Origin of the sequence: Kitasatospora sp. NPDC051914 (assembly GCF_040680995.1) — a bacterium.
Classification (GTDB): Bacteria; Actinomycetota; Actinomycetes; order Streptomycetales; family Streptomycetaceae; genus Kitasatospora.
The window spans coordinates 1,266-24,599 of record NZ_JBFAXX010000070.1; the positions used below are offsets into that span (position 1 = coordinate 1,266).

Sequence of the window (23,334 nt, forward strand, 5' to 3'; positions counted from 1 at the left end):
CGTCCGCGTGGTGGCGACCGCCCCTCGTACGGGGACCGCCCGCGTCGTGACGACCGCCCGTCGTACGGCGACCGCCCGTCGGGTGGCGGCTACCGCGGCCGCGACGACCGCCCGTCCTACGGTGACCGTCCGCGTCGTGACGACCGCCCGTCGTACGGCGACCGCCCCTCGTACGGGGACCGCCCGCGTCGCGACGACCGCCCCTCCTATGGGGACCGTCCGCGTGGTGACTTCAACCGCGGCGGCGACCGCCCGTCGTACGGTGACCGTGAGCGCCGGGACGATCGTCCGCGTGGTGGCGACCGCCCCTCGTACGGGGACCGCCCGCGTCGTGACGACCGCCCGTCGTACGGCGACCGCCCGTCGGGTGGCGGCTACCGTGGCCGCGATGACCGTCCGTCCTACGGTGACCGTCCGCGTGGCGGCGACCGTCCGTCGTACGGTGACCGTGAGCGCGGCGGCGACCGTCCCCGTGGCGAGTTCCGTCGTGACGACCGTCCGTCGGGTGGCGGCTACCGCGGCGGCGACCGCCCGTCGTACGGTGACCGTGAGCGCGGCGGGGACCGTCCCCGTGGCGAGTTCCGTCGTGACGACCGTCCGTCCTACGGCGACCGTCCGCGTCGTGACGACCGTCCGTCGTACGGCGACCGGGGTCGTGACGACCGCGGTGGGCGCGGTGGCCGGCCGTACGGCGACCGGGGTGACCGCGGCGGTCGCTTCGAGGGGCGCCGTGACGACCGTCGGGACTACGACGACCGCCGTGGCAGCCAGGAGCCCGTCCAGCGGCTGCCGATCCCGGACGAGGTCACCGGGTTCGAGATCGACGCCGATGTGCGCCAGGACCTGAAGAGCCTGCCGAAGACCCTCGCGGACGACGTCGCCCGCAACCTGGTGATGGTCGCCCGCCTGCTCGACAGCGAGCCGGAGGAGGCCTACAAGTACTCGCGGGTCGCGCTGCGGCTGGCCTCGCGCGTCGCGAGCGTCCGTGAGGCGGCCGGTTTCGCCTCCTACATGACGCAGCGTTACTCGGAGGCGCTGACCGAGTTCCGTGCCGCCCGCCGGATGACGGGCCGTGCGGACCTGTGGCCGGTGATGGCGGACTGCGAGCGCGGTCTGGGCCGTCCGGAGCGTGCGCTGGCGATGGCCGGCGAGCCCGAGGTGAAGCAGCTGGACAAGGCCGGCCAGGTCGAGATGCGCCTGGTCGCCGCCGGTGCCCGCAGCGACATGGAGCAGTACGACGCCGCGGTCGTGACCCTGCAGAGCCCGGAGCTGGCCTCCAACTCGGTCCAGCCGTGGACCGCCCGCCTGCGCTACGCGTACGCGGAGGCGCTGATCGCCGCCGGCCGCGGCGAGGAGGCCCGCGACTGGTTCGCCAAGGCGGCCGAGGCCGACACGGACGGCGCGACCAACGCCTCCGAGCGGCTGGCCGAGATCGACGGCCTCGAGTTCGTCGACGCCCTGGAGGAGGACGAGGCGGAGGAGGCGGCCGAGCAGGCCGAGGCCCCCGTCCGCAAGATCGCCCACGACGAGATCGGCGACGACCGGGTGATCTACGAGGACGACGAGGACGTCGAGGAGTACTACGACGAGGACGACCTCGAGATCGACGAGGTCGACGACGTCGAGGCCGAGGACGAGGACGCGCCGAAGCGCGACTGACGCCCGCAGCGAAGCCGGAGGGCCCCACCACGTCCGTGGTGGGGCCCTCCGTCGTTGTGCCGTGCGGCCGGGCTCAGCCCAGGGCGAGCGAGCGCAGCACCAGGCCGGTGGCGGGCTTCGGGCCGAAGGACGTGGACTTGCGGGGCATGGTGACGCCCTGCTCGGCGAGCCTGCGGACCACTCGCTCCTCGACGGGGTGCAGCAGCACGGCGGTGCCGCCGCTGCGGGCGGCCTCCTGCTCGGCGGCGGCCGCGGTGTGCAGGTAGCCGATGTGGTCGGGGGCGTCCGGGACGTGCCAGGTGTGCTCCAGCAGGGTCTCGTGGAGCACGGTGGCGTCCAGCCGGCGCCACTCCTCGGGCCGGTCGGTGCGGACGGTTGCTGCGATCCGCTCCTCGTCCGGCTCGCTGACCAGGCGGTACGCACCTTCGCCGCCGGTGAGCAGGAAGGCGTTGCCGCCGTGCTGCTTCGCCTCGGCGAGGGCCGCCAGCGCCGCGTCCAGCGGGCCGGGCACCTCCTTGACCTGCCAGTGCGGGCCGAGCGCGGCCACGGCCTCGGCCACCGGGAGGCGGTACAGGACGCGGTGGATGGCCCGGACCCGCAACGGGTAGCGGGCGGTGTCGACCAGCAGCACCATGCCCCGGTCCCACGGGCTGCGCGGCAGGTGCCGGTGCTCGCGCTGCAGCCGCAGGTACATCTCCCAGCGGTGGTGGCCGTCGGCGATCAGCGCGCGGCAGGTGGCGAGGTCGCGGGTGACCTCGGCGAGCTCGGCGGGGTCGGTGACCGCCCACAGCCGGTGGTCGGTGCCGTCGCTGGTCGTGGTGGCCAGCAGCGGCTCACCGGTGGCCGCCCGCTCGACGACGCCCGCGGCGCCGCCGCTGCCGCGGTAGGTGAGCAGCAGCGGCTCCAGGTTGGCGCGGGTGGTGCGCATCAGGCCCACCCGGTCGGCGACCGGCCGGGGCATGACGTCCTCGTGCGGCAGCACCACGCCGGCCTCGCGGCCGCTGACGGCGAGGGCGCCGATCAGGCCGCGCTGCAGGGAGCCGCCGCCGGGCTCGTGGGTGCGCTGCTCGTAGACGTACAGGGCGGGTGCCGGGTCGGGGGCGAGGACGCCCTCCTGCTGCCACTCGGCGAGCAGCCGGGCGGCGTGCCGGTAGCGGGTGTCGCGGTCGGGCCGGTCGCCGCTGTCCTCGGGCTCGGGGCGGGGCAGGATCAGCCGGACCACGTTGTGCGGGTCGGCGGTCTCCAGGTCCAGCCGGCGTCCGGGGTCGACCACGTCGTACGGGGGCGACGTGACCGCGGCGAGGGTACCGACCCGGTCGGGGACGTACCGCAGGCCGCGGAAGGGGGACAGGGACAGCCCTGCGGTCGCGACGTGACCGGGGTCGCCGGGTCCGCCCGCCGGAGCCGCGGCTCCGCTGTCCGCACTGGGTGCACTCATCGAATCTCCTCGCGTGGAAACCCCTGCCTCCGATCGGGGGGCCGGTGTTCACGTACAGGATCTCAGCAGGCGCGGCGGCGTCCCTCCGTATCGGTATCGGTGCACACACCGCCGGCGCCGGTGCCTGCCCGGCCGCAGGGGAAACCACCGCAGGATGCGGGCATGTTCCCCTCGTAGTCCGTGTTGGCAGAGCGTGGGAGAGGCAGTGCCCGGTGCCGTCGCCGGGCCGGGCCGCGACCGGGGAGCGAGGTACGCATGAGCGGTGGCCAGGAGCGGGTGGACGGGACCGAGGGCACGGGTGCGCCGGAGGGCGACGTGTACGACTGGTTCCGGCGCGGAGTGCGGTTGCTGGAGCAGCGACACCCGGCGGCGGCGGTGCAGCTGCTGGCGCGGGCGGCGGAGGCGGAGCCCGGGTCGCGGTCGATCCGGGAGGCGCTCGCCCGTGCGCAGTACGACGCCGGGTCGTACGCGGCCGCCCTGGACAGCTTCCGGACGGTGGCGCTGGCCGATCCGTCGGACGACTACGCTCAGTTCGGGTGGGGCGTGGCGGCGGCCCGGCTGGGTGACTTCGAGTCCTCGGCCGAGCACCTGGCGCTGGCGGTCGCGATGCGGCCGGAGAACGCCCACTACCGGGCGGCGCTGCGGCAGACCAGAGCCACGCTCGCCGCCCGTGCGGGGGCCTACGGGCCGCTGCTGCCGGGTGCGCCGGGCTACCTGGCACCGCCGGACGGCCCGCGCGACGGGGCATGACGACGGATCGACGAACGACGGACGGAACGAGGACGAGCAGGCGATGACGGACACCGCGACCGGGGCGACCACCGCGACCACCACGACCGCCGGAGCCACCGGGGCCGGACCGGCCCCCCGGGTGCGGACCTCGCCGGGCGCCTCGGTGCGCCCGCTGACCGAGGAGTACGACACCGCGCTGCTCGACCTGGACGGTGTCGTGTACGCCGGGCCGCGGGCGGTCGAGCACGCCGTGGAGTCGCTGGCGGCCGCGCGGGAGGCGGGGATGCGCCTGGCGTACGTCACCAACAACGCCTCCCGTCCGCCGCGGGTGGTGGCCGAGCACCTCACCGAGCTGGGGGTGCCGGCCGAGCCCTCGGAGGTCGTCAACTCGGCGCAGGCCGCGGCGCGGCTGGTCGCGGCCAAGGTGCCGGCCGGCTCCAAGGTGCTGGTGTGCGGCGGTGCCGGGCTGGTGGAGGCGCTGGCCGAGCGCGGGCTGGTGGCCGTCCGCTCGCTGGACGAGGAGCCGGTGGCGGTCGTGCAGGGCTTCGACCCGTCGCTCGGCTGGCAGGACCTCGCGGAGGCCTCGTACGCGGTGGCCGCCGGGCTGCCCTGGGTGGCGTCCAACACGGACCTGACGGTGCCCACCGGGCGCGGCATGGCCCCGGGCAACGGTTCGCTGGTCGCCGCCGTCCGCGCGGCGACCGGGGCGGAGCCCGAGGTGGCCGGCAAGCCGCTGCCGCCGATGCACCGGGAGACGGTGATCCGCACCGGTGCGAAGCGGCCGCTGGTGGTCGGCGACCGCCTGGACACCGACATCGAGGGCGCGCACAACGGCGGGGTGGACAGCCTGCTGGTCTTCACCGGTGTGACGACTCCCGCGCTGCTGCTGGCCGCACCGGCCGAGCACCGGCCGACCTACCTCTCCGCCGACCTGCGCGGCCTGCTCACCGCCCAGCCGGAGGTCGCGGCGGTGGACGGCGGGTACGCGTGCGGCGGCTGGACGGCCCGCGTGCAGGACGGGGAGCTGCGGCTGGACGGCTCCGGCGACCGCTACGACGGGCTGCGGGCGCTCTGCGCGGCGTCCTGGACGGCGCTGGACCGGGACGGCGCGCCGTCGGACGGGCGGAAGGCGCTCGCCGCGCTGGGGTTCTGAGTCCCGCGGCCGGCCCGTACTCGCTGTGACACCCGCATCCGAATCGCGCAGTTCTCCCCCAGCCTTCGGCCGGGAGGTGCCCCCACGCGCTCCTTACGGGGTTCCAGGTGCCGTCGCCGAGGGGCCGGTCAGAGCAGGGTGCGCAGGCGGAGCAGGTCGCGCAAGCCGGCTTCGAGGCGGACCCGGCCGGCCGCCCAGGCGGAGGCGAAGTTCAGCCGGCCGCCGACCAGGGCGACCAGGTCGTCGCCGGTCATGGTGAGCCGGATGTCGGCCTTGGCCGGGGGCGGGCCGGGGGTCTCCACCACATCGGCGATCCGGCCGTCGCGCAGCCGGCCGGAGAAGGTCAGGGCGAGGTCTGTCAGGTGGCAGGTCAGCGAGCGGTCCATGGCGGCCGCCTTGCGGACGTCGCCCTCGGCGCCCGCCATGTTGCGGCTGAGCTGGTCCAGTGCCTCGCGGCACTCCTCGACGGTGGCCATCGGCGTGCTGCTCCCCGGTGCGTGCTGCGGGTCGGCCGGGCGGCCGTCCGTGTGCCCCACGCTAACCCGGCCGAGGTCCCGGCCGGTCCGGTGGTGCAGCGGCGCGGGGCGGGTACGGGGTAGCGTCGGAGCGGACCCGGGCAAGCGGAGGAGGCGTTCGGATGCTGCGTGATGCGGTGCGGGGCGTGGTGGTGGTCGCGGCGGGGATCGCCGAGGAGGCGGGCCGCCGGGTGGTCGGTGCGGCCGCCGGCCTGCTGGAGCGCGGCGGGGTGGACGTGGCGGCGGTGGAGCGGCGGATCGCCGAGCAGCTCCCGCCGTCCGTGCAGTCGCTGCAGACCCTGGCGAACGAGGCGGTGACCGTCGGCCGGGCCGGGGTGGACCTGGCGGTCGGGGTGGCCCGCAGCGAGGTCGAGCGGGTCTTCGAGCGCGTCGGCGACCAGGCGGTGAAGGTCGGCGTGGTGCTGAGCTACCTGGAGAGCAGGCTCCGGGCGGTCGAGGACGAGGAGCAGCCTGCGGCCGACGGTCCGGCGAAGCGGGGGAACCGGGCGGACGCCCTGTTCGACGACGGCTGGGACGACGGTGAGGACGGGGCGCCCGGGCCGGAGGTGGTGTTCGCCGAGCCGCTGCCGGAGCCGGCCGCGCAGGCGCCCGCCGCCGAGGCCGCTGACGCCGCCGGGGGGCCCGCCGCCGGTGCCGGGGAATCCGCCACTGCGCAGAAGCCGGCGGAGAAGCCGGCGGAGAAGCGCGCACCCGCGAAGAAGACGTCCGCGCAGCCGGCCGCGGCGCGCAAGGCGGCGGCGAAGAAGACGGCCGCCGAGAAGACCGCGGCGAAGAAGACCACGGCGAAGAAGACCACGGCGAAGAAGACCACGGCGAAGAAGACGACCACCCGCAAGGCCACGGCGAAGCGCACCGCGGCGCAGCCGTCCGCGGTGAAGAAGGCGACCGCGAAGAAGACGGTGGTCAAGAAGACGGTGACCCGCCGCCCGGCCCCGGAGGAGGACGGCGGTGCCTGAGCCCGCGAGCACCGGCCACCCGGCCGTGGACGATGCGCTCGCCCGGCTGGGGGCCTTGGACGGGGCGGACACCGAGGCGCACCCCGAGGTGTACGAAGATGTTCACCAGCGGCTGACCGACATCCTGGCCGCCCTCGACCACGAGTGACCGCCCGCCCGGCCGTACCGGCCGGAGGGGCACGTAGGAGATGGAACAGCAGTGGCAGTGGCACGACGCCGACTCGACGCGGAGCTGGTGCGCCGCAAGCTGGCCCGGTCGCGGGAGCACGCGAGCGAGCTGATCGCGGCAGGCCGGGTGACGGTGGGCGGCACCACGGCGACCAAGCCGGCGACCCAGGTGGAGACCTCGGCGGCGGTCGTGGTGGCGAAGGACGACAGCGACCCGGACTACGTGTCGCGCGGCGGCCACAAGCTGGCGGGGGCGTTCGCGGCGTTCGTGCCGCAGGGACTGGTGGTCGCCGGACGCCGGGCGCTGGACGCCGGCGCCTCCACCGGCGGCTTCACCGACGTCCTGCTGCGCGCCGGGGCGGCCCACGTGCTGGCGGTGGACGTCGGCTACGGGCAGCTGGCCTGGTCGCTGCAGAGCGACGAGCGGGTCACCGTGATGGACCGCACCAACGTCCGCGAGCTCACCCCCGACCTGATCGGCGGCACGCCGGTGGACCTGGTGGTCGGCGACCTGTCGTTCATCTCGCTGGGCCTGGTGCTGCCGGCCCTGGCGGGCTGCTGTGCGCCGGACGCGGACCTCGTGATGATGGTCAAGCCGCAGTTCGAGATCGGCAAGGACCGGCTCGGCAGCGGCGGTGTGGTGCGCAGTCCGGAGCTGCGGGCGGAGACTATCCGTCAGGTCGCGGGGCAGGCGTGGCAGCTCGGGCTGGGTGTGCGGGCGGTCACCGCGAGCCCGCTGCCGGGGCCGTCCGGCAATGTGGAGTACTTCCTGTGGCTGCGCCGGGACGCGCCGCAGCTGGACCCGTCAGAGGCGGACCGGGCCGTCGCCGAGGGCCCCCGATAGGGTGCTTGGCGGACGTCCTGCCGCCACCGCAGCGTGGTGGCGGCCGTTCGGGTCGACGACGATCCGGCAGGCGTTGAGGGAGAGGGCAGCGGGCATGAGCGAGGAACGTACGGTCTTCCTGATTGCGCACACCGGCCGCGAGGCGGCGCTGCGCAGCGTGGAAGGGCTGGTGCACGGCCTGCTGAAGGCGGGGATCAGAATCCGGCTGCTGGCGTCCGAGGCGGTCGGCCTCGACCTGCCGGAGGGGGTCGAGCGGGTGCCCGGCGGGCACGGTGCCGCGGACGGCTGCGAGCTGATCCTGGTCGCGGGCGGGGACGGCACGCTGCTGCGCGGGGCGGAGCTCGCCCGCGAGTCGGGGCTGCCGATGCTCGGGATCAACCTGGGGCGGGTCGGCTTCCTGGCCGAGGCGGAGCGGGACGACCTGGCGGTCGTGGTCGAGCGGGTGGTCGACGCGGACTACGAGGTCGAGGAGCGGATGACGATCGACGTCCTGGTGCGCACCAACGGCGATGTGGTGCACGAGGACTGGGCACTGAACGAGGCGTCGATCGAGAAGGCGGCGCGCGAGCGGATGCTGGAGGTTGTGACAGAGGTCGACGGCCGGCCGGTGTCCAACTTCGGCTGCGACGGGGTGGTGTGTGCGACGCCCACCGGGTCGACCGCGTACGCGTTCTCCGGCGGCGGCCCGGTGGTGTGGCCGGAGGTCGCGGCGCTGCTGATGGTGCCGATCAGTGCGCATGCGCTGTTCGCGCGTCCGCTGGTGACCTCGCCGGAGTCGGTGCTGGCGGTGGAGGTGCAGCCGAAGACCCCGCACGGGGTGCTGTGGCTGGACGGCCGGCGTTCGGTCGAACTCCCGGCCGGGGCGCGGGTGGAGGTGCGCAAGGGGAAGACGCCGGTGCGGCTCGCCCGGCTGCACCGGGCGCCGTTCACCGACCGGCTGGTGGCCAAGTTCGCGCTGCCGGTGACGGGTTGGCGCGGCCGGGCGGGAAACCACCACTGACCGCCCGTAACCGTACGTGCCCGCGAGCTGGTTGACGATCGGTCGGCCGACGACGGGTCAGGCGACGACGGGTCAGACGGCGAGCGGCTGGGTGTCGCCGCCGTTGGTCCGGACGGTGCGGCCGGCCCGGTCGGCGGCCTCCGCGAGGCGTTCGACGGCGGCCGGGGCGGCGGCGGGCGGCACGGTGAGGGGGATGCGCAGGTAGTCCTCGAACGCGCCGTCCACGCCGAACCGGGCGCCGGCGGCGAGCCGTACGCTGACCCGTTCGCCGGCCCGGGCGAGGGCCGTCCCGGAGGTGCCGGCGGTGGACAGCCACAGTGCGAGTCCGCCCGGCGGCAGGGTGAACTCCCAGTGGGGGAGCCGCTGCCGGAGTTCGGCGGCGAGTGCCTCGGCGCTGGTCCGCAGCCGGTCTAGCTGGTGGGCGCGGACGGCGTCCAGCTCCTCGGTGAGCATCTCGGCGGCGATCAGCTGGTCGAGGACGGCGGTGCCGACGTCGCTGAAGACCCGGTCGGCGGCCAACTGGCGGACCAGGGCGGGCGCGGCGCGCAGCCAGCCGATCCGCAGACCGCCCCAGAGGAGCTTGCCGGCCGAGCCGACGGTCAGCACCTTGGCGGCGCGGTCGAGTGCGGCGGTGGGCCGGGGCAGGGCCGAGTCGTCGACGCCCCAGCCGAGTTCGGCGGTGGTCTCGTCGACCAGCAGCACGGTGTCGGCGGCGCGGGCGGCTGCGAGCAGGGCGCGGCGCTGCTCCTCGGGGACGAGGGCGCCCGTCGGGTTGTGGAAGTCCGGTACGACGTAGGCGGCCCTGGGCGCGGCCTCGCGCAGGGCGCGCCGCCATTCGCCGAGGTTCCACTGCGGTACGGTGCCGCGGCCGGCCCGGTCGGCGAACGGCACGGGCACCAGGCGGGCGCCGCCGCGGCGCAGCAGCTGCAGGGTGTGCGCGTAGCTGGGGGCCTCCACGGCGACCCGGTCGCCGCGGGTCAGCAGGGCGCGCTGGGCGATGTGCAGGGCTCCCATGGCGCCGGTGGTGACGAGGATCTGGTCGGGGGTGGTGGGCAGGCCGCGGGCGGTGAAGCGGCGGGCGACCGCCTCGCGCAGGACGGGCACGCCGGTGGGGTAGTGGCCGTGTCCGGCGGCGTACGCGGGCAGCTGTTCCAGGGCGCGGGCGGCGGCCCGGCCGAGGTAGGGCTGCGGTGCGGGCAGCGCGGCCACGCCGAGGTCGATGATGCTGTCGCGTTCGTCCGGCGGCACGGGCTGCAGGGCGTCGGCGGGCGGCCGGGTGCCCTCGGGGAGGACCGTCCAGCTACCGGCGCCGCGGCGGCTGCGCAGGTAGCCGTCGGCGCGCAGGGCCTCGTAGGCGGTGGCGACGGTGGTGCGGCTGAGGGCGAGTTCGGCGGCGAGTTCGCGTTCGGCGGGCAGCCGGGTGCCCACCGGGAGGCGGCCGTCGGCGACCAGGGCGCGGACCTGCCCGGCGAGGGTGCGGTAGGCCGAGCGGCGGCCCGGGTCCGCCGGGAGCCGGGCGGACCGCAGCAGGCGGGCGAAGGCGGGCGGGGTGATCGTGGTGTGCCACTCGGACATCGGATTACCAGTCCACCTGATTCGAATTGGACCTGGATGCGGCCCTGCGGACCGCCCATGATGGCGCCAGTCCGCGCATCACCGCAAGGGAGTCCCGATGGCCGCCACGACCGCCGCCCCCACCGCCCCGCCGCCCGCCCGCACCCGGGCCCGGCTCGGCCGCCGCCTCACCCAGCTGGCGACCGGCCTGGTGCTGTACGGCGTGAGCATGGGGCTGATGCTGCGGGCCTCCCTCGGCGGCAACCCGTGGGACGTCTTCCACCAGGGCCTCGCCCGCCACTTCGGCCTCAGCGTGGGCACCTGGGTCACCGTGGTCGGCGCCTGCGTCCTGCTGTTGTGGGTGCCGCTGCGGCAGAGGCCGGGCGTCGGCACCGTCGGCAACGTGCTGGTGCTCGGCGCCGCCATGGACGTCACCCTGCGGCTGGTCGACGGCCCCGGTGCCCTGCCCGCCAGGATCGCGCTGCTGGCCTTCGGCATCGTCCTCAACGGCCTCGCCACCGGCCTCTACATCGGCGCCCGGCTCGGGCCCGGCCCCCGCGACGGCCTGATGACCGGCCTGCACCGGCGCACCGGCCGCTCGCTGCGGCTGATCCGCACCGGCATCGAGCTGACCGTCCTCACCGCCGGCATCCTCCTCGGCGGCACTTTCGGCGCCGGCACGATCGCCTACGCACTGGCCATCGGCCCGCTCGCCCAGTTCTTCCTGCGCTGGTGCACCGTCCCCGAAGGGCCCGCGGCCCGACCGTGACGGGCGCCCCCGCCCCGAGCCGAAGGGCCCGCCGGTGCCGAAAGGGAGGAGGGAGGGAGCGCAGCGACGGAGCGACGACCGTCGGCGCCGGGTTCGGAGGGCCCGGAGGCGAGCGGGCGACAATCAGCCCGGAAGGGATGAACTTGTGGCCGTGGGGGCCGGGCTCGTCGCGCATCGACGGTGGGACCTCGTAAGGTCGTCACCGTGTTGGACGAGATGCGGATACGGGATCTGGGCGTCATCGATGACGCCGTGGTCGAACTGGCACCGGGGTTCACGGCCGTGACGGGCGAGACCGGCGCGGGCAAGACCATGGTGGTGACCAGCCTCGGCCTGCTGCTCGGCGGGCGCGCCGACCCGGCGCTGGTGCGCAACGGCTCGGACCGGGCCGTGGTCGAGGGCCGGCTCAGCCTGCCCGAGGGCTCCCCGGTGGTGGCCCGCGCCGTCGAGGCGGGCGCCGAACTGGACGACGGCGAACTGCTCATCAGCCGCACGGTCTCCGCCGAGGGCCGCTCGCGCGCCCACGTCGGCGGCCGTGCCGTACCGGTGGGCCTGCTGGCCGAACTCGGCGAGGACCTGGTCGCCGTGCACGGCCAGACCGACCAGCAGCGCCTGCTGCGCCCCTCCCGGCAGCGCGGCGCGCTCGACCGGTACGCGGGCGAGGCCGTCGCCGAGCCGCTGGCCCGCTACCGCGAGGTCTACCGGCGGTTGCGCGAGGTGTCGGCCACCCTGGAGGAGTTGACCACCCGGGCCCGCGAGCGCGCCCAGGAGGCCGACCTGCTGCGCTTCGGCCTGGAGGAGGTCGCCGCCGCCGAACCGGTCGCCGGCGAGGACGTCGAGCTCTCCGCCGAGGCCGAGCGGCTCGGCCACGCCGACGCGCTCTCCTCGGCGGCCACGCTGGCGCACGCCGCCCTGGCCGGCGACCCGGCCGATCCGGACGCGGTCGACGCGGGCACCCTGGTCGCCCAGGCCCGCCGTGCCCTGGACGCCGTCCGCCACCACGACGAGCGGCTCGCCGCCCTCGCCGACCGCCTCAACGAGGTCGGCTACCTGCTGGCCGACGTCGCCGGCGACCTCGCCGGCTACGCGGACGACCTGGACGCCGACCCCGTCCGGCTCGCCGCGGTGGAGGACCGCCGGGCCGTCCTCGCGCATCTGCTGCGCAAGTACGCGGGCCCGGAGGGCACCCTCGCCGAGGTGCTGGAGTGGGCCGGGGCCGGCGCGCTGCGGCTCGCCGAACTCGACGGCGACGACGAGCGGATCGACGAGCTCGGCGCCCAGGAGACCGAGCTGCGGGCCGAGTTGGCGGAGCTCGCGGCCGAGGTGTCGGCCGCCCGGCACGCCGCCGCCGACCGCTTCGCCGCCGCCGTCTCCGCCGAACTCGCCGAACTCGCCATGCCGCACGCCCGGGTGAGCTTCTCCATCACCCAGGTCGACGACCCGTCCGGCATCGAGGTCGGCGAGCGCACCGTCGCGTACGGCGCGCACGGCGTGGACGAGGTCGAGGTGCTGCTCGCCCCGCACCCCGGTGCGCAGCCGCGGCCGATCGCCAAGGGCGCCTCGGGCGGTGAGCTGTCCCGGGTGATGCTCGCGGTCGAGGTGGTGTTCGCGGGCGCCGACCCGGTGCCCACCTACCTCTTCGACGAGGTCGACGCCGGCGTCGGCGGCAAGGCCGCGGTGGAGATCGGCCGCCGCCTCGCCAAGCTCGCCGAGTCCGCACAGGTCGTGGTGGTCACCCATCTGCCGCAGGTCGCCGCGTTCGCCGACCGGCACCTGGTGGTGGAGAAGACCAACGACGGCACCGTCACCCGAAGCGGCGTCAAGGCGCTGACCGACGAGGAGCGGGTCCGCGAGCTCTCCCGGATGCTCGCCGGCCTGGAGGACTCCGAGCTCGGCCGGGCGCACGCCGAGGAGCTGCTCGCCGCGGCCCGCGCGCCGCGCGGCCGCTGACGGTAGGCCACCCGCGGGCCGCTCCCCCCTCCCGGGGAGCGGCCCCGACGCGCCAGCACACGGCGCCGACTGTCCAAGACCCGGCCCGACCTGGCATGGTGGCGGCTGGACAATGGCTTTCCAGTCCCGAGGACCGTCCGCGGGACCCGCCCTTCCCCGCCCACCGGCGGGCGGGGACAGCTGTCGGCCGACCGGGCCGGGGCAGGGGGTTCGGCAACGGTGCTCGTCACCTGAACGAGTCGGAGCGAGACGACGTGGACCATTCCGCCGCAAGGGGCGCTGCAGCGGCCCAGGAAGAACCGGGCCAGCTGCGCGTGGTGCTCGTCCTGTCGGCCGGCACCGGGGGCATCGGCGCCCATGTGCGCTCGCTCGCCCAGGGGTTGGTCGCACACGGGGTGACCGTCACGGTCTGCGCCCCGGAGAGCGCGGACACCCGTTTCGGATTCTCCCGCACCGGCGCCCGGTTCCACCCCGTGGACATCACCCCGACCGCCGGTGCCCGCAGCGACGCCGCCGCGATCGGCGAACTGCGCCGCGCCTTCACCGGCGCCGACGTGGTGCACGCGCATGGCCTGCGGGCCGGCCTGCTCGCCGACCTCGCGCTGCGCACCGCCGGCCGCTTCCCCGGGCTGCGCCCGGAGACCCCGCTGGTGGTGACCTCGCACCACGCCATGCTGGCCACCGGCCTGGACCGCCGCCTGCAGCGGCTGATGGAGCGGCGGGTGGCCCGCGCCGCCGACCTGGTGCTCGGCGCCTCCTCCGACCTGGTGGCCCGGGCTCGCGAGCTCGGTGCCACCGACGCCCGGCTCGGCCCGATCGCGGCCCCGCCGCTGCCGCCGGCGACCCTCGACCGGGACGCGGCCCGGGCCGCGCTGTTCGGCGGCAAGGACGAGCCCGAGCGGCCCGTGGTGCTCGCCATCGGCCGGCTGGTGCCGCAGAAGTCCTTCGGCCTGCTGCTGGACGCCTCCGCCCGGCTCGGCGACCTCGAGCCGCTGGTGGTGATCGCCGGTGACGGCCCGGACGGCCCGGTGCTGCGCGAGCGGGTGGCCGCCGACGGCCTGCCGGTGAAGCTGACCGGCTACCGCACCGACGTGCCCGACCTGCTGGCCGCCGCCGACGCGGTGGTGGTCTGCAGCCGCTGGGAGGCCCGCTCCCTGGTGGTGCAGGAGGCGATGCGGGCGGGCGTGCCGGTGGTGTCCACCGCGGTCGGCGGCATCCCCGAGCTGGTCGGCGACGCGGCCGTGCTGGTCCCGTACGGCGACGCCGCGGCCCTCGCCGGGGCCGTCCGGTCGCTGCTGACCGACCCGGAGCGGGCCGCCGCGCTGGCCGAGGCCGGCCGCCAGCAGCAGCTGACCTGGCCTGACGAGGCGGCCACGGTCGCCCAGGTGCTGTCCACCTACGACGAGCTCGTCCAGCGCGGCTGACGTTCGACCGCGAGCAGGACACGACGGCGGAGCCGCCGCGGCACCGGGCCGCGGCGGCTCCGCCGTCGGGCGTCTCAGAGCCGGTGCTGCTCCGGCTGGCCGGCGCCGTACGCGCCGCCGCAGGCGGTGAGGCGCAGCGCGGTGTCGATCAGTGGCACGTGGCTGAACGCCTGCGGGAAGTTCCCGACCTGGCGCTTGGCGCGCGGGTCCCACTCCTCGGCGAGCAGGCCGACGTCGTTGCGCAGCGCGAGCAGCCGGTCGAACAGTTCGCGGGCCTCGGAGACCCGGCCGATCATCGCCAGGTCGTCGGCCAGCCAGAAGGAGCAGGCGAGGAAGGCGCCCTCGTGGCCGGAGAGGCCGTCGACGTTGGCGCCCTCGGCGTCGTGGGTCGGGTAGCGGAGCACGAAGCCGTCCTCGGTGGACAGCTCGCGCTGGATGGCCTCGATGGTGCCGATCACCCGCTTGTCGTCGGCGGGGAGGAAGCCGACCTGCGGGATGAGCAGCAGGGAGGCGTCGAGCTCGCGGCCGCCGTAGTACTGGGTGAAGGTGTTGCGCTCCTCGTCGTAGCCCCTCTCGCAGACGTCGGCGTGGATCTCCTCGCGCAGCGCCTTCCACCGCTCCAGCGGGCCCTCGGTGCCGGTGTCCTCCAGCAGCCGGATGGTGCGGTCGACGGCGACCCAGGCCATCACCTTGGAGTGCACGAAGTGCCGGCGCGGCCCGCGGACCTCCCAGATGCCCTCGTCCGGCTCGCGCCAGTGCTTCTCCAGGTAGCTGATGAGCTTGAGCTGCAGCTGGTGGGCGTGGTCGTTGCGGACCAGGCCGGTCATGTGGGCCAGGTGCAGGGCCTCGACGACCTCGCCGTAGACGTCGAGCTGCAGCTGGCCGGCGGCGCCGTTGCCGACCCGGACGGGCAGTGAGCCCTCGTAGCCGGGCAGCCAGTCCAGGGTGGACTCGGTGAGCTCGCGCTCGCCGGCGATGCCGTACATGATCTGCAGGTTCTCCGGGTCGCCGGCGACGGCGCGCAGCAGCCACTCGCGCCAGGCGCGGGCCTCCTCGCGGTAGCCGGTGCGCAGCAGCGAGGAGAGGGTGATGGCGGCGTCGCGCAGCCAGGTGTAGCGGTAGTCCCAGTTGCGTTCGCCGCCGATGTCCTCGGGCAGCGAGGTGGTGGGGGCGGCGACGATGCCGCCGGTGGGGGCGTAGGTGAGCGCCTTGAGGGTGATCAGGGAGCGGACCACGGCCTCCCGGTAGGGGCCCTGGTGGGTGCAGTGGCCGACCCACTCCCGCCAGAACCGCTCGGTGGCCTCCAGCGCACCCTCCGGGTCGGGCGGGGTCGGCCCGGGCAGGTGCGAGGCCTGCCAGGTGAGCGCGAAGGCGATCCGCTCGCCGGCGGCGACGGTGAAGTCGGCGTAGGTGGTGAGGTCGCGGCCGTACGTCTCGGCCTCGCCGTCCAGCCAGACCGAGTCGGGGCCGGCGACGGCGACGGTGCGGTGGCCGCCGTCGGGCTGCTCCATCCGGTGGACCCAGGGCACGACCTTGCCGTAGCTGAAGCGCATCCGCACCGCGGAGCGCATCCGGACGCGGCCGGCGACGCCCTCGACGATGCGGACCATCTGGGGGACGTCCGGGGTGCCGAGCAGGTGGCGGGGCGGCATGAAGTCGATCACCCGGACGGTGCCGCCCTGGGTGTCCCACTCCTGCTCGAGGATCAGCGAGTCGCCGCGGTAGGTGCGGCGGTCGGCCGGCAGCGCGGGGGCGGCGGCGGTGGCCGGCGGGAGCCGCAGCTCCCCGGTGTCCTGGCCGGCGGCGACCGAGTGGTCGGCGTGGAAGGTGTGGTCCAGGTGCTCGGCGGGGGCCGGTGCGCCCTCCACCGCCTCGGCGGGCCCGATCCGCCAGAAGCCGTGCTCGTCGGTGCCCAGCAGGCCGGCGAAGACGGCCGGCGAGTCGAAGCGGGGCAGGCACAGCCAGTCGACCGCCCCGTCCCTGCTGACCAGGGCGGCGGTCTGCATGTCCCCGATGAGTGCGTAGTCCTCGATACGGCCGGCCACGTGGGTCTCCAGTTCGCGATGTGGCTGCGTCGACGGCGGGCACGGCGGGGCCGGAGCCGCCCGCCGGAGGGCCTGGGCCGGGGCACTCGCGAGGTCCGTTTGGGGTGGCGGGAGGCTCGTTGAGTGCCCGGACGGGGCCGATGGGCCCCTGGCCGTGGGCCGGGCGCCGGGTGGGACGGGGGGCCTCCGGGTCGCGCACCGGGACCGAGCGGAGTCGACCGGACCCCTCCTCGCCCTCCGCGTGCTCTGTTGTCGGCGATGCGTCCGAGAAGAATACGTCCGGAGCAGGCCCGGAGGCACGCGCAGGGGTGGCTCTTCGGCGTACTCGCACCGAACTGACCAGGAGGGCTGGCCCGCCCGGGTGGTCACCGGTGATCCGTCCGAGCCATCCGGAGCTGATCCTTCCACCGCGGCCGCAGGGCTCCGCGCAGGCGCGCCGCACCGGCCCGGACCGCGTCCCGCCCGGTGCGCTGATACCCTGGTATCCCGTGGACTGGTGGGCAGCACACAGCTGAGGGCCACCCCCGATCCGCCGATTCGACGACCCCGCCGGAGCCCCGGCGTGCAGATGCGTCGGCGCGCGGACGAGCGGGAGGTCCGGCCACCGGGAGTCACCCTCGACACCGCGACCCACGGGAGCCCCCTCTTGGCACAGCCCCATTCCGGTAAGTCGGCCGCCGGCCGCGCCGTGACGACCAAGCACCTCTTCGTCACCGGGGGTGTCGCTTCCTCGCTCGGCAAGGGCCTCACCGCCTCCAGCCTCGGCGCGCTGCTCAAGGCGCGCGGCCTGCGCGTGACGATGCAGAAGCTCGACCCGTACCTCAACGTGGACCCGGGCACCATGAACCCGTTCCAGCACGGTGAGGTCTTCGTCACCGACGACGGCGCCGAGACCGACCTCGACATCGGCCACTACGAGCGGTTCCTGGACACCAACCTGCACGGCTCGGCGAACGTCACCACCGGCCAGGTGTACTCGACGGTCATCGCCAAGGAGCGCCGCGGCGAGTACCTGGGCGACACCGTCCAGGTCATCCCGCACATCACCAACGAGATCAAGTCCCGGATCCGCCGGATGGCGACCGAGGACGTCGACGTCGTCATCACCGAGGTCGGCGGCACCGTCGGCGACATCGAGTCGCTGCCGTTCCTGGAGGCCGTCCGCCAGGTCCGCCACGAGGTCGGCCGGGACAACGTCTTCTTCGTGCACGTCTCCCTGCTGCCGTACATCGGCCCCTCGGGCGAGCTGAAGACCAAGCCGACCCAGCACTCCGTCGCCGCACTGCGCAACATCGGCATCCAGCCCGACGCGATCGTGCTGCGCGCCGACCGCGAGGTCCCGCAGGCCATCAAGCGCAAGATCTCGCTGATGTGCGACGTCGACGAGGAGGCCGTGGTCGCGGCCATCGACGCCAAGTCGATCTACGACATCCCGAAGGTGCTGCACGGCGAGGGCCTGGACGCCTACGTGGTGCGCCGCCTCGACCTGCCGTTCCGCGACGTCGACTGGACCACCTGGGACGACCTGCTGCGCCGCGTCCACGAGCCGCAGCACATCGTCAAGGTCGCCCTGGTCGGCAAGTACATCGACCTGCCCGACGCCTACCTGTCGGTGACCGAGGCGCTGCGCGCCGGCGGCTTCGCCAACAACGCCCGCGTCGAGATCAAGTGGGTCACCTCGGACGACTGCCTGACGCCGGAGGGCGCGCAGGAGCACCTGGGCGACGTGGACGCGATCTGCATCCCCGGCGGCTTCGGCGACCGCGGCGTGGACGGCAAGGTCGCCGCCATCACCTACGGCCGCGAGAACGGGATCCCGCTGCTGGGCCTGTGCCTGGGCCTGCAGTGCGTCGTGATCGAGGCCGCCCGGAACCTGGCCGGCCTGCCCGAGGCGAACTCGACCGAGTTCGACGCGGCCGCCAAGTACCCGGTCATCTCGACCATGGCCGAGCAGCTCGCCATCGTCGACGGCAAGGGCGACCTGGGCGGCACCATGCGCCTGGGCCTCTACCCGGCGAAGCTCGCCGAGGGCTCGATCGTCCGCGAGGTCTACGGCGGCGAGCAGTACGTCGAGGAGCGCCACCGCCACCGCTACGAGGTCAACAACGCCTACCGCGCCGACCTCGAGAAGACCGGCCTGCAGTTCTCCGGCCTCTCCCCGAAGGGCGACCTCGTCGAGTACGTCGAGTACCCGCGCGAGGTGCACCCCTACCTGGTCGCCACCCAGGCGCACCCGGAGCTGAAGTCCCGCCCGACCCGCCCGCACCCGCTGTTCGCGGGCCTGGTCGCCGCGGCCATCAAGATCAAGACCGGGGCGCAGTGACGCGGCGGACACCCCCGGTGTCCTCCCGGTGACCGGACGGCGGTCGTGCGGATTCCCCCGCACGGCCGCCGTCCGGCTGTTCGCGGATGAATGTGGCCGCAGGCTGAGGGTGCGCCGGGTTAGATTGTGTCATACTGACGAAAAGGGGAGTGCGATGGACTTTCAGCAGCAGATCAGGGACGCCGCCGAGCAGTGGCCCGTCCGCGCGGGCGAGACGCCCTTCAAGGGCCGGGTCACCGGGGTCCGCACCGAGGAGGTGCAGATGCCGGACGGCACCTGGGCCCGCCGCGACTACCAGACCCACCCCGGCTCGGTCTCCGTCCTGGCCGTCGACGACCGGCAGCGCGTCCTGATCCTGCGGCAGTACCGCCACCCGGTCCGCCAGCGGCTGTGGGAGCTGCCCGCGGGCCTGCTGGACGTGCCCGGCGAGAACCCGCTGCACGCCGCCCAGCGGGAACTCTTCGAGGAGGCGCACTGCAAGGCCGGCGAGTGGCGGGTGCTCGTCGACTTCTACACCTCGCCCGGCGGCACCGACGAGGCCCTGCGCCTCTTCCTCGCCACCGACCTCTCCGAGGCCGAGGGGGACCGCTACGCCGCCCACGGCGAGGAGCTGGAGATCGAGACCGCCCGGGTGCCGCTGGAGGAGCTCATCCGCCTGGTCCTCGCCGGTGAACTCCACAACCCCACCCTGATCACCGGCACCCTCGCCCTCCACGCCGCCCTCACCGGCCCCGGCCTGGACGCCCTCCGCCCCGCCGACTCCCCCTGGCCCGCCCGCCCCTTCCGCCAGGACTAGGAACCACCCGGGACGGGTCAACCCCCAGGGGCGCGGGGAACTGCTCGCGGCCGACGGGGGCCGGCCCCTGGTTCGTACGGTGGCCCGCTCCCGGATTGCGCAGTTCCCCGCGTCCCGGAGGGTTGGCCCGCGGGGGTGATCCGGGGCGGGTGGGGCGGGTGTCTCTCGGCGGGGGCCGGTGGCGGAACTACGCTTCGCGCAGGGGCCTGCACCGGCCCCGGTGCGGGGCGACCGACGGGAGTGGGGCACGGGTGGCGAGGAAGACGGCGACCATCGACGAGCGGTCGGCCGGCCCCGGCACGGCCGGCCCCGCGGAAGGCCGCCTGCCCGCCGGCCCGGCCGCCTTCGCCGGGCGCCGCACCGAACTCGCCGCCCTCGCCGCCGCGGCCCGCACCACCGGCACCACCACCGCCCGACTGGTCGTCCTCGCCGGCCGCCCCGGCTCCGGCCGGACGGCCCTCGCCCTCCGGTACGCCCGTTCGGTCGCCGGCCAGTACCCGGACGGCGTCCTCCATGCCCGGCTCTCCGCGCCGGACGGCACCCGCGTCCCGCCGGGCCGCACCGCCCGCCGGCTGCTGGAACAGCTCGACGCCGTCCCGCCCGGCCTGCTGCCGCCCGCCGCACCGGACGCCGAGGACCCGGCCTGCACCGCACTGCGCGAGGCCCTCGCCGACCGCAGCGTGCTGCTGCTGCTCGACGACGTCCGGGACGCGGCCCAGCTGCGGCCCCTGCTGGGGGCCGGCCCCGGCACCCTGCTGCTCGCCGTCACCGCCGGGCCGCTCGCCGGCATCGAGGACGTCGACCCGGTCATCCTCGGCGGGCTCGACCAGGCCTCCGCCGTGACCCTCCTCGGCGACCTGGTCGGCGGCACGCGGATCAGCTGCGACCCGGTCGGCGCCGCCGACCTCGCCGAGGCCTGCGCCTGCCGCCCGGCGGCCCTGCGGCTCACCGCCGTCCGGTTGCGCGCCAACGCCAGGGCGGCCGTCACCGACGCGGCCGCCGAACTCACCGCCGCCACCGGCCGCCCCTCCGCCGGCACCGCCCAGGACGCTCCTGCGGAGCGGCCGGCCCGCGCCGACCGGCCCGCCCGGCGCCGTACCGGGGGGAAGGAGGCCCCGGTCGCGGAGGCCCGCCCCCCGCAGGCGGACGACGCCCCCGTCCCGGTGCCGGAGGGCGACCCGCTGGGCGGCGCCTTCGAACTCCTCTACCGCACGCTGAGCCCCGCGCAGTCCCGGATGCTGCGCATGCTCACCCTGGCCCCCGCGCAGCTCGCCGACCTGCGCACCGCCTCCGCCCTGGTGGGTTGCCCGGCCCCGGAGGCGGCGGGCCTGCTCGCCGACCTCGCCGAGCGGGAACTGCTGTCCGTCGAGGTCCCGGCCGACGACGGCACCGCCCGCTACCGGGTGCCCGGCTGGCTGTACCCCCGTCTGGTCGAACTCCGCGACGAGGCGGACCGCCCCTCGGAGACCGAACTCGGCCGCGCCCGCCTGCTGGAGCGGCTCGTCCGCCTGGTCGACTCCGCACAGGCCCTGCTGGCGCCCGGCGCCGGCCCCGCGCCCGACCCGCTGCCGGGCCCGCTGCGGCTGCGCACCGCCGCCCAGGCCGCCCGCTGGCTGGACGAGGAGCGCGACCAGCTGCTCACCGCCGTCGGCGACGCCATCGGCCAGGGCGATCTGGACGGCTCGGCCGGCCGGCTGGTGACCGCCCTGCTGCGCGCCCTGCCGCTGGCGCCCGGCACCGCGCCCGCCGACCTGCACCGGCTGCACGAACTCGTGCTGGAGGTCGCCGAACGCGGCGGCGCGGCCCGGCGTGCCGCGGCCGCACTGCTGAACCTGGGCGACCTGCAGGCCGCCGCCGGACGCTGGGAGCAGGCCGTGGAGCGGTACCGGGCAGCCCTCGACCGGGCCCGGACGGCGGGCGACGAGGCGGGCTGCGCCCGCGCGCTGGAGAGCGCGGCCGGGTGCTACCGGGCGCTCGGGGACGCAGTGCGCGCCGGAGATTCGTACGGCCGCGCGCTGGCCCTGCGCCAGCAGTCCGGCGACGCCGCGGCCGAGGCCCGGCTGCTCGCCCGGGTGGCCGAGGCGCACACCGCGCAGCGCCGCTTCGAGGAGGCGCTGCGCGAGTACCGGGCGGCGCTCGGGATGCTCCGGCGGCTCGGCGACGAGCGCGGTGCGGCACTGGTCGGCGGGGCCCTGGAGCGCCTCCAGCAGCAGCTCGCAGGGGAGTGGAATCACCCCATTGCGGAGTAGTGTCTGATATGCGGCAGTCGTTGGCCTTTGGTCGCGGGAACGAGGTGCAAGCCTACGAACCTGCCAATGAGTCCAGCTTATTTATTCACTTTGGAAGGCTGACGGAAGCGCTGGGCTTCATTACACTCGACACCAGTCGCGCAGCGATACGTGCCCCGGTGTGCTCCGGAGGACTTCCCCGTGCGCGCCGCCCGCCGGTCTTCCCCCGGCCGGGACCCCCAGGCAAGAGGGACGTGTTTAGCCGTGAAGGTCGGCATCCCCCGCGAGGTCAAGAACCACGAGTACCGCGTGGCCATCACGCCCGCCGGCGTGCATGAGCTGGTCCGCAACGGACACGAGGTCTTCATCGAGGACAACGCCGGTGTCGGCTCCTCGATCCCCAACGAGGAGTACGTGGCCGCCGGCGCCACCATCCTCCCCACGGCAGACGAGGTGTGGGCGACCGCGGACCTCCTGCTGAAGGTCAAGGAGCCCATCGCCGAGGAGTACCACCGCCTCCGCAAGGGCCAGACCCTCTTCACCTACCTGCACCTGGCGGCCGACCGCGCCGGCACCGAGGCCCTGGTGGCCTCCGGCACCACCGCGATCGCCTACGAGACCGTGCAGCTCGCCAACGGCGCCCTCCCCCTGCTCGCCCCGATGTCCGAGGTCGCGGGCCGGCTGGCCCCGCAGGTCGGCTCCTACCACCTGATGCGCCCGGCCGGCGGCCGCGGCGTGCTCCCCGGCGGCGTCCCCGGCACCCACCCGGCCAAGTGCGTCGTCATCGGCGGCGGCGTCTCCGGCTGGCACGCGGCGACCATCGCCATCGGCATGGGCTACGAGGTCACCCTCCTCGACCGCGACATCAACAAGCTGCGCGAGGCCGACCGCATCTTCGGCACCAAGGTGAAGGCCATCGCCTCCAACTCCTTCGAGCTGGAGAAGGCCGTCCTCGAGGCCGACCTGGTGATCGGCGCCGTGCTGATCCCGGGCGCCAAGGCCCCGAAGCTCGTCACCAACGAGCTGGTCTCCCGCATGAAGCCGGGCTCCGTGCTCGTCGACATCGCCATCGACCAGGGCGGCTGCTTCGAGGACTCCCGTCCGACCACGCACGCCGAGCCGACCTTCCAGGTCCACAACTCGGTCTTCTACTGCGTGGCCAACATGCCGGGCGCCGTCCCGAACACCTCCACCTACGCGCTGACCAACGCGACGCTGCCGTACATCGTCGAGCTGGCCAACCGCGGTTGGAAGGAGGCGCTGCGTCGTGACGCGGCCCTGGCCAAGGGCCTGAACGTGCACGAGGGCCAGATCACCTACAAGGCCGTCGCCGACGCCTTCGACCTGGAGGCCGTGTCCCTGGACAGCGTCCTCGCCTGACGCTCCGGCAGTCGCCGAACGCCCCCGACCCTCTCCCCTCGGGCCGGGGGCTTCGGCATGCCCGCGCGCAGGCGGCCCGCGGCGGACCCCGCGGGGCGGACCCCGCAGGTCGGGGGCGGTGGGCCCCGCGGACGGGTGACCAGCTGGTGGACAACTGATGTCAATTCATGTGCGACATGTCACCCGCCCTACGGACCCGGTCACCCCGGGTGACGCCGCCGCGGAGCGCGACCGCCCCGGAATCGTGAGGGTTCCGGGCCCTCGCAAGCCTTGACAGCACGCGGTCCGGGAGCCGACACATCATGCCCACTACCGTGGATTGTGTTGCTGCGAACGCCTGGAACGGCCTAGAGTCGCAAACCGTCGGCAAGCTGCCACG

Annotated in this window: 18 protein-coding genes; 14 read left to right on the forward strand and 4 right to left on the reverse strand. The window is 75.1% G+C overall.

The window, feature by feature from the left end; genetic code table 11:
* Window positions 1–786 precede the first annotated feature (786 nt).
* The gene (locus AB0M03_RS33255) at window positions 787–1,659 is read left to right on the forward strand and encodes a hypothetical protein (RefSeq protein WP_363498693.1); all 873 of its coding nucleotides are present in this window, start codon (window positions 787–789) and stop codon (window positions 1,657–1,659) included.
* 73 nt (window positions 1,660–1,732) lie between these two features.
* Here the strand turns inward: AB0M03_RS33255 and AB0M03_RS33260 are convergent, their stop codons facing one another.
* Window positions 1,733–3,097 (reverse strand): DUF1015 domain-containing protein, encoded by a 1,365-nt coding sequence (locus AB0M03_RS33260; protein ID WP_363498619.1) that lies wholly within the window; start codon window positions 3,095–3,097, stop codon window positions 1,733–1,735.
* Window positions 3,098–3,352: 255 nt separating this feature from the next.
* On the opposite strand from AB0M03_RS33260, the gene AB0M03_RS33265 reads away from it, so the two are divergent.
* Together AB0M03_RS33265 and AB0M03_RS33270 are read left to right on the forward strand one after the other, a co-directional pair.
* Window positions 3,353–3,847, forward strand: coding sequence for a tetratricopeptide repeat protein (locus AB0M03_RS33265; protein ID WP_363498622.1), 495 nt, complete (start codon window positions 3,353–3,355; stop codon window positions 3,845–3,847).
* 43 nt (window positions 3,848–3,890) lie between these two features.
* Window positions 3,891–4,982 carry an HAD-IIA family hydrolase gene (locus AB0M03_RS33270; protein WP_363498625.1) on the forward strand — a complete coding sequence of 364 codons (1,092 nt, stop codon included), beginning with the start codon at window positions 3,891–3,893 and terminating at the stop codon, window positions 4,980–4,982.
* A 128-nt stretch (window positions 4,983–5,110) separates the two neighbouring features.
* On the opposite strand, the gene AB0M03_RS33275 is transcribed toward AB0M03_RS33270, so the two are convergent.
* Window positions 5,111–5,458: an SCP2 sterol-binding domain-containing protein gene (locus AB0M03_RS33275; protein WP_363498628.1), complete on the reverse strand. Its 348-nt coding sequence runs from the start codon at window positions 5,456–5,458 to the stop codon at window positions 5,111–5,113.
* 161 nt (window positions 5,459–5,619) lie between these two features.
* On the opposite strand from AB0M03_RS33275, the gene AB0M03_RS33280 reads away from it, so the two are divergent.
* From AB0M03_RS33280 to AB0M03_RS33295, 4 genes are all read left to right on the forward strand, one after another.
* Entirely contained in the window at window positions 5,620–6,474 is an 855-nt protein-coding gene (locus AB0M03_RS33280) for a histone H1-like repetitive region-containing protein (RefSeq protein WP_363498631.1), read from the forward strand.
* Window positions 6,467–6,622 (forward strand): hypothetical protein, encoded by a 156-nt coding sequence (locus tag AB0M03_RS33285; protein ID WP_363498634.1) that lies wholly within the window; start codon window positions 6,467–6,469, stop codon window positions 6,620–6,622. The genes AB0M03_RS33280 and AB0M03_RS33285 overlap by 8 nt, the downstream gene beginning before the upstream one ends.
* A 57-nt stretch (window positions 6,623–6,679) precedes the next feature.
* A complete protein-coding gene (locus AB0M03_RS33290) occupies window positions 6,680–7,486 on the forward strand; it encodes a TlyA family RNA methyltransferase (protein WP_363498696.1) in 807 nt (268 codons plus the stop codon).
* A gap of 94 nt (window positions 7,487–7,580) precedes the next feature.
* Window positions 7,581–8,486, forward strand: a complete 906-nt coding sequence (locus AB0M03_RS33295) for an NAD kinase (RefSeq protein WP_363498637.1) — start codon at window positions 7,581–7,583, stop codon at window positions 8,484–8,486.
* Between the two features lie 72 nt (window positions 8,487–8,558).
* Here AB0M03_RS33295 and AB0M03_RS33300 read toward each other — a convergent pair whose 3' ends face one another.
* Window positions 8,559–10,061 carry a PLP-dependent aminotransferase family protein gene (locus AB0M03_RS33300; protein ID WP_363498640.1) on the reverse strand — a complete coding sequence of 501 codons (1,503 nt, stop codon included), beginning with the start codon at window positions 10,059–10,061 and terminating at the stop codon, window positions 8,559–8,561.
* Window positions 10,062–10,158: 97 nt separating this feature from the next.
* On the opposite strand from AB0M03_RS33300, the gene AB0M03_RS33305 reads away from it, so the two are divergent.
* The 3 genes from AB0M03_RS33305 to AB0M03_RS33315 all read left to right on the forward strand — a co-directional run bounded on the left by AB0M03_RS33305 (window position 10,159) and on the right by AB0M03_RS33315 (window position 14,183).
* The gene (locus tag AB0M03_RS33305) at window positions 10,159–10,809 is read left to right on the forward strand and encodes a hypothetical protein (RefSeq protein WP_363498643.1); all 651 of its coding nucleotides are present in this window, start codon (window positions 10,159–10,161) and stop codon (window positions 10,807–10,809) included.
* Window positions 10,810–11,025: 216 nt separating this feature from the next.
* Window positions 11,026–12,759 carry a DNA repair protein RecN gene (recN, locus tag AB0M03_RS33310; RefSeq protein WP_363498699.1) on the forward strand — a complete coding sequence of 578 codons (1,734 nt, stop codon included), beginning with the start codon at window positions 11,026–11,028 and terminating at the stop codon, window positions 12,757–12,759.
* Window positions 12,760–13,013: 254 nt separating this feature from the next.
* Window positions 13,014–14,183, forward strand: a complete 1,170-nt coding sequence (locus tag AB0M03_RS33315; protein ID WP_363498646.1) for a glycosyltransferase family 4 protein — start codon at window positions 13,014–13,016, stop codon at window positions 14,181–14,183.
* A gap of 74 nt (window positions 14,184–14,257) precedes the next feature.
* Here the strand turns inward: AB0M03_RS33315 and AB0M03_RS33320 are convergent, their stop codons facing one another.
* On the reverse strand, window positions 14,258–16,228 hold the full coding sequence (locus AB0M03_RS33320; RefSeq protein ID WP_363498649.1) for a glycoside hydrolase family 15 protein: 1,971 nt from the start codon (window positions 16,226–16,228) through the stop codon (window positions 14,258–14,260).
* A 688-nt stretch (window positions 16,229–16,916) separates the two neighbouring features.
* Here AB0M03_RS33320 and AB0M03_RS33325 point away from each other — a divergent pair.
* From AB0M03_RS33325 to ald, 4 genes are all read left to right on the forward strand, one after another.
* Window positions 16,917–18,551 (forward strand): CTP synthase, encoded by a 1,635-nt coding sequence (locus tag AB0M03_RS33325; RefSeq protein ID WP_363498702.1) that lies wholly within the window; start codon window positions 16,917–16,919, stop codon window positions 18,549–18,551.
* Between the two features lie 154 nt (window positions 18,552–18,705).
* The gene (locus tag AB0M03_RS33330; RefSeq protein ID WP_363498652.1) at window positions 18,706–19,347 is read left to right on the forward strand and encodes an NUDIX hydrolase; all 642 of its coding nucleotides are present in this window, start codon (window positions 18,706–18,708) and stop codon (window positions 19,345–19,347) included.
* Window positions 19,348–19,598: 251 nt separating this feature from the next.
* A complete protein-coding gene (locus tag AB0M03_RS33335; protein ID WP_363498655.1) occupies window positions 19,599–21,596 on the forward strand; it encodes an AAA family ATPase in 1,998 nt (665 codons plus the stop codon).
* A 243-nt stretch (window positions 21,597–21,839) separates the two neighbouring features.
* Window positions 21,840–22,955, forward strand: a complete 1,116-nt coding sequence (gene ald, locus AB0M03_RS33340; protein WP_363498658.1) for an alanine dehydrogenase — start codon at window positions 21,840–21,842, stop codon at window positions 22,953–22,955.
* Window positions 22,956–23,334 lie beyond the last annotated feature (379 nt).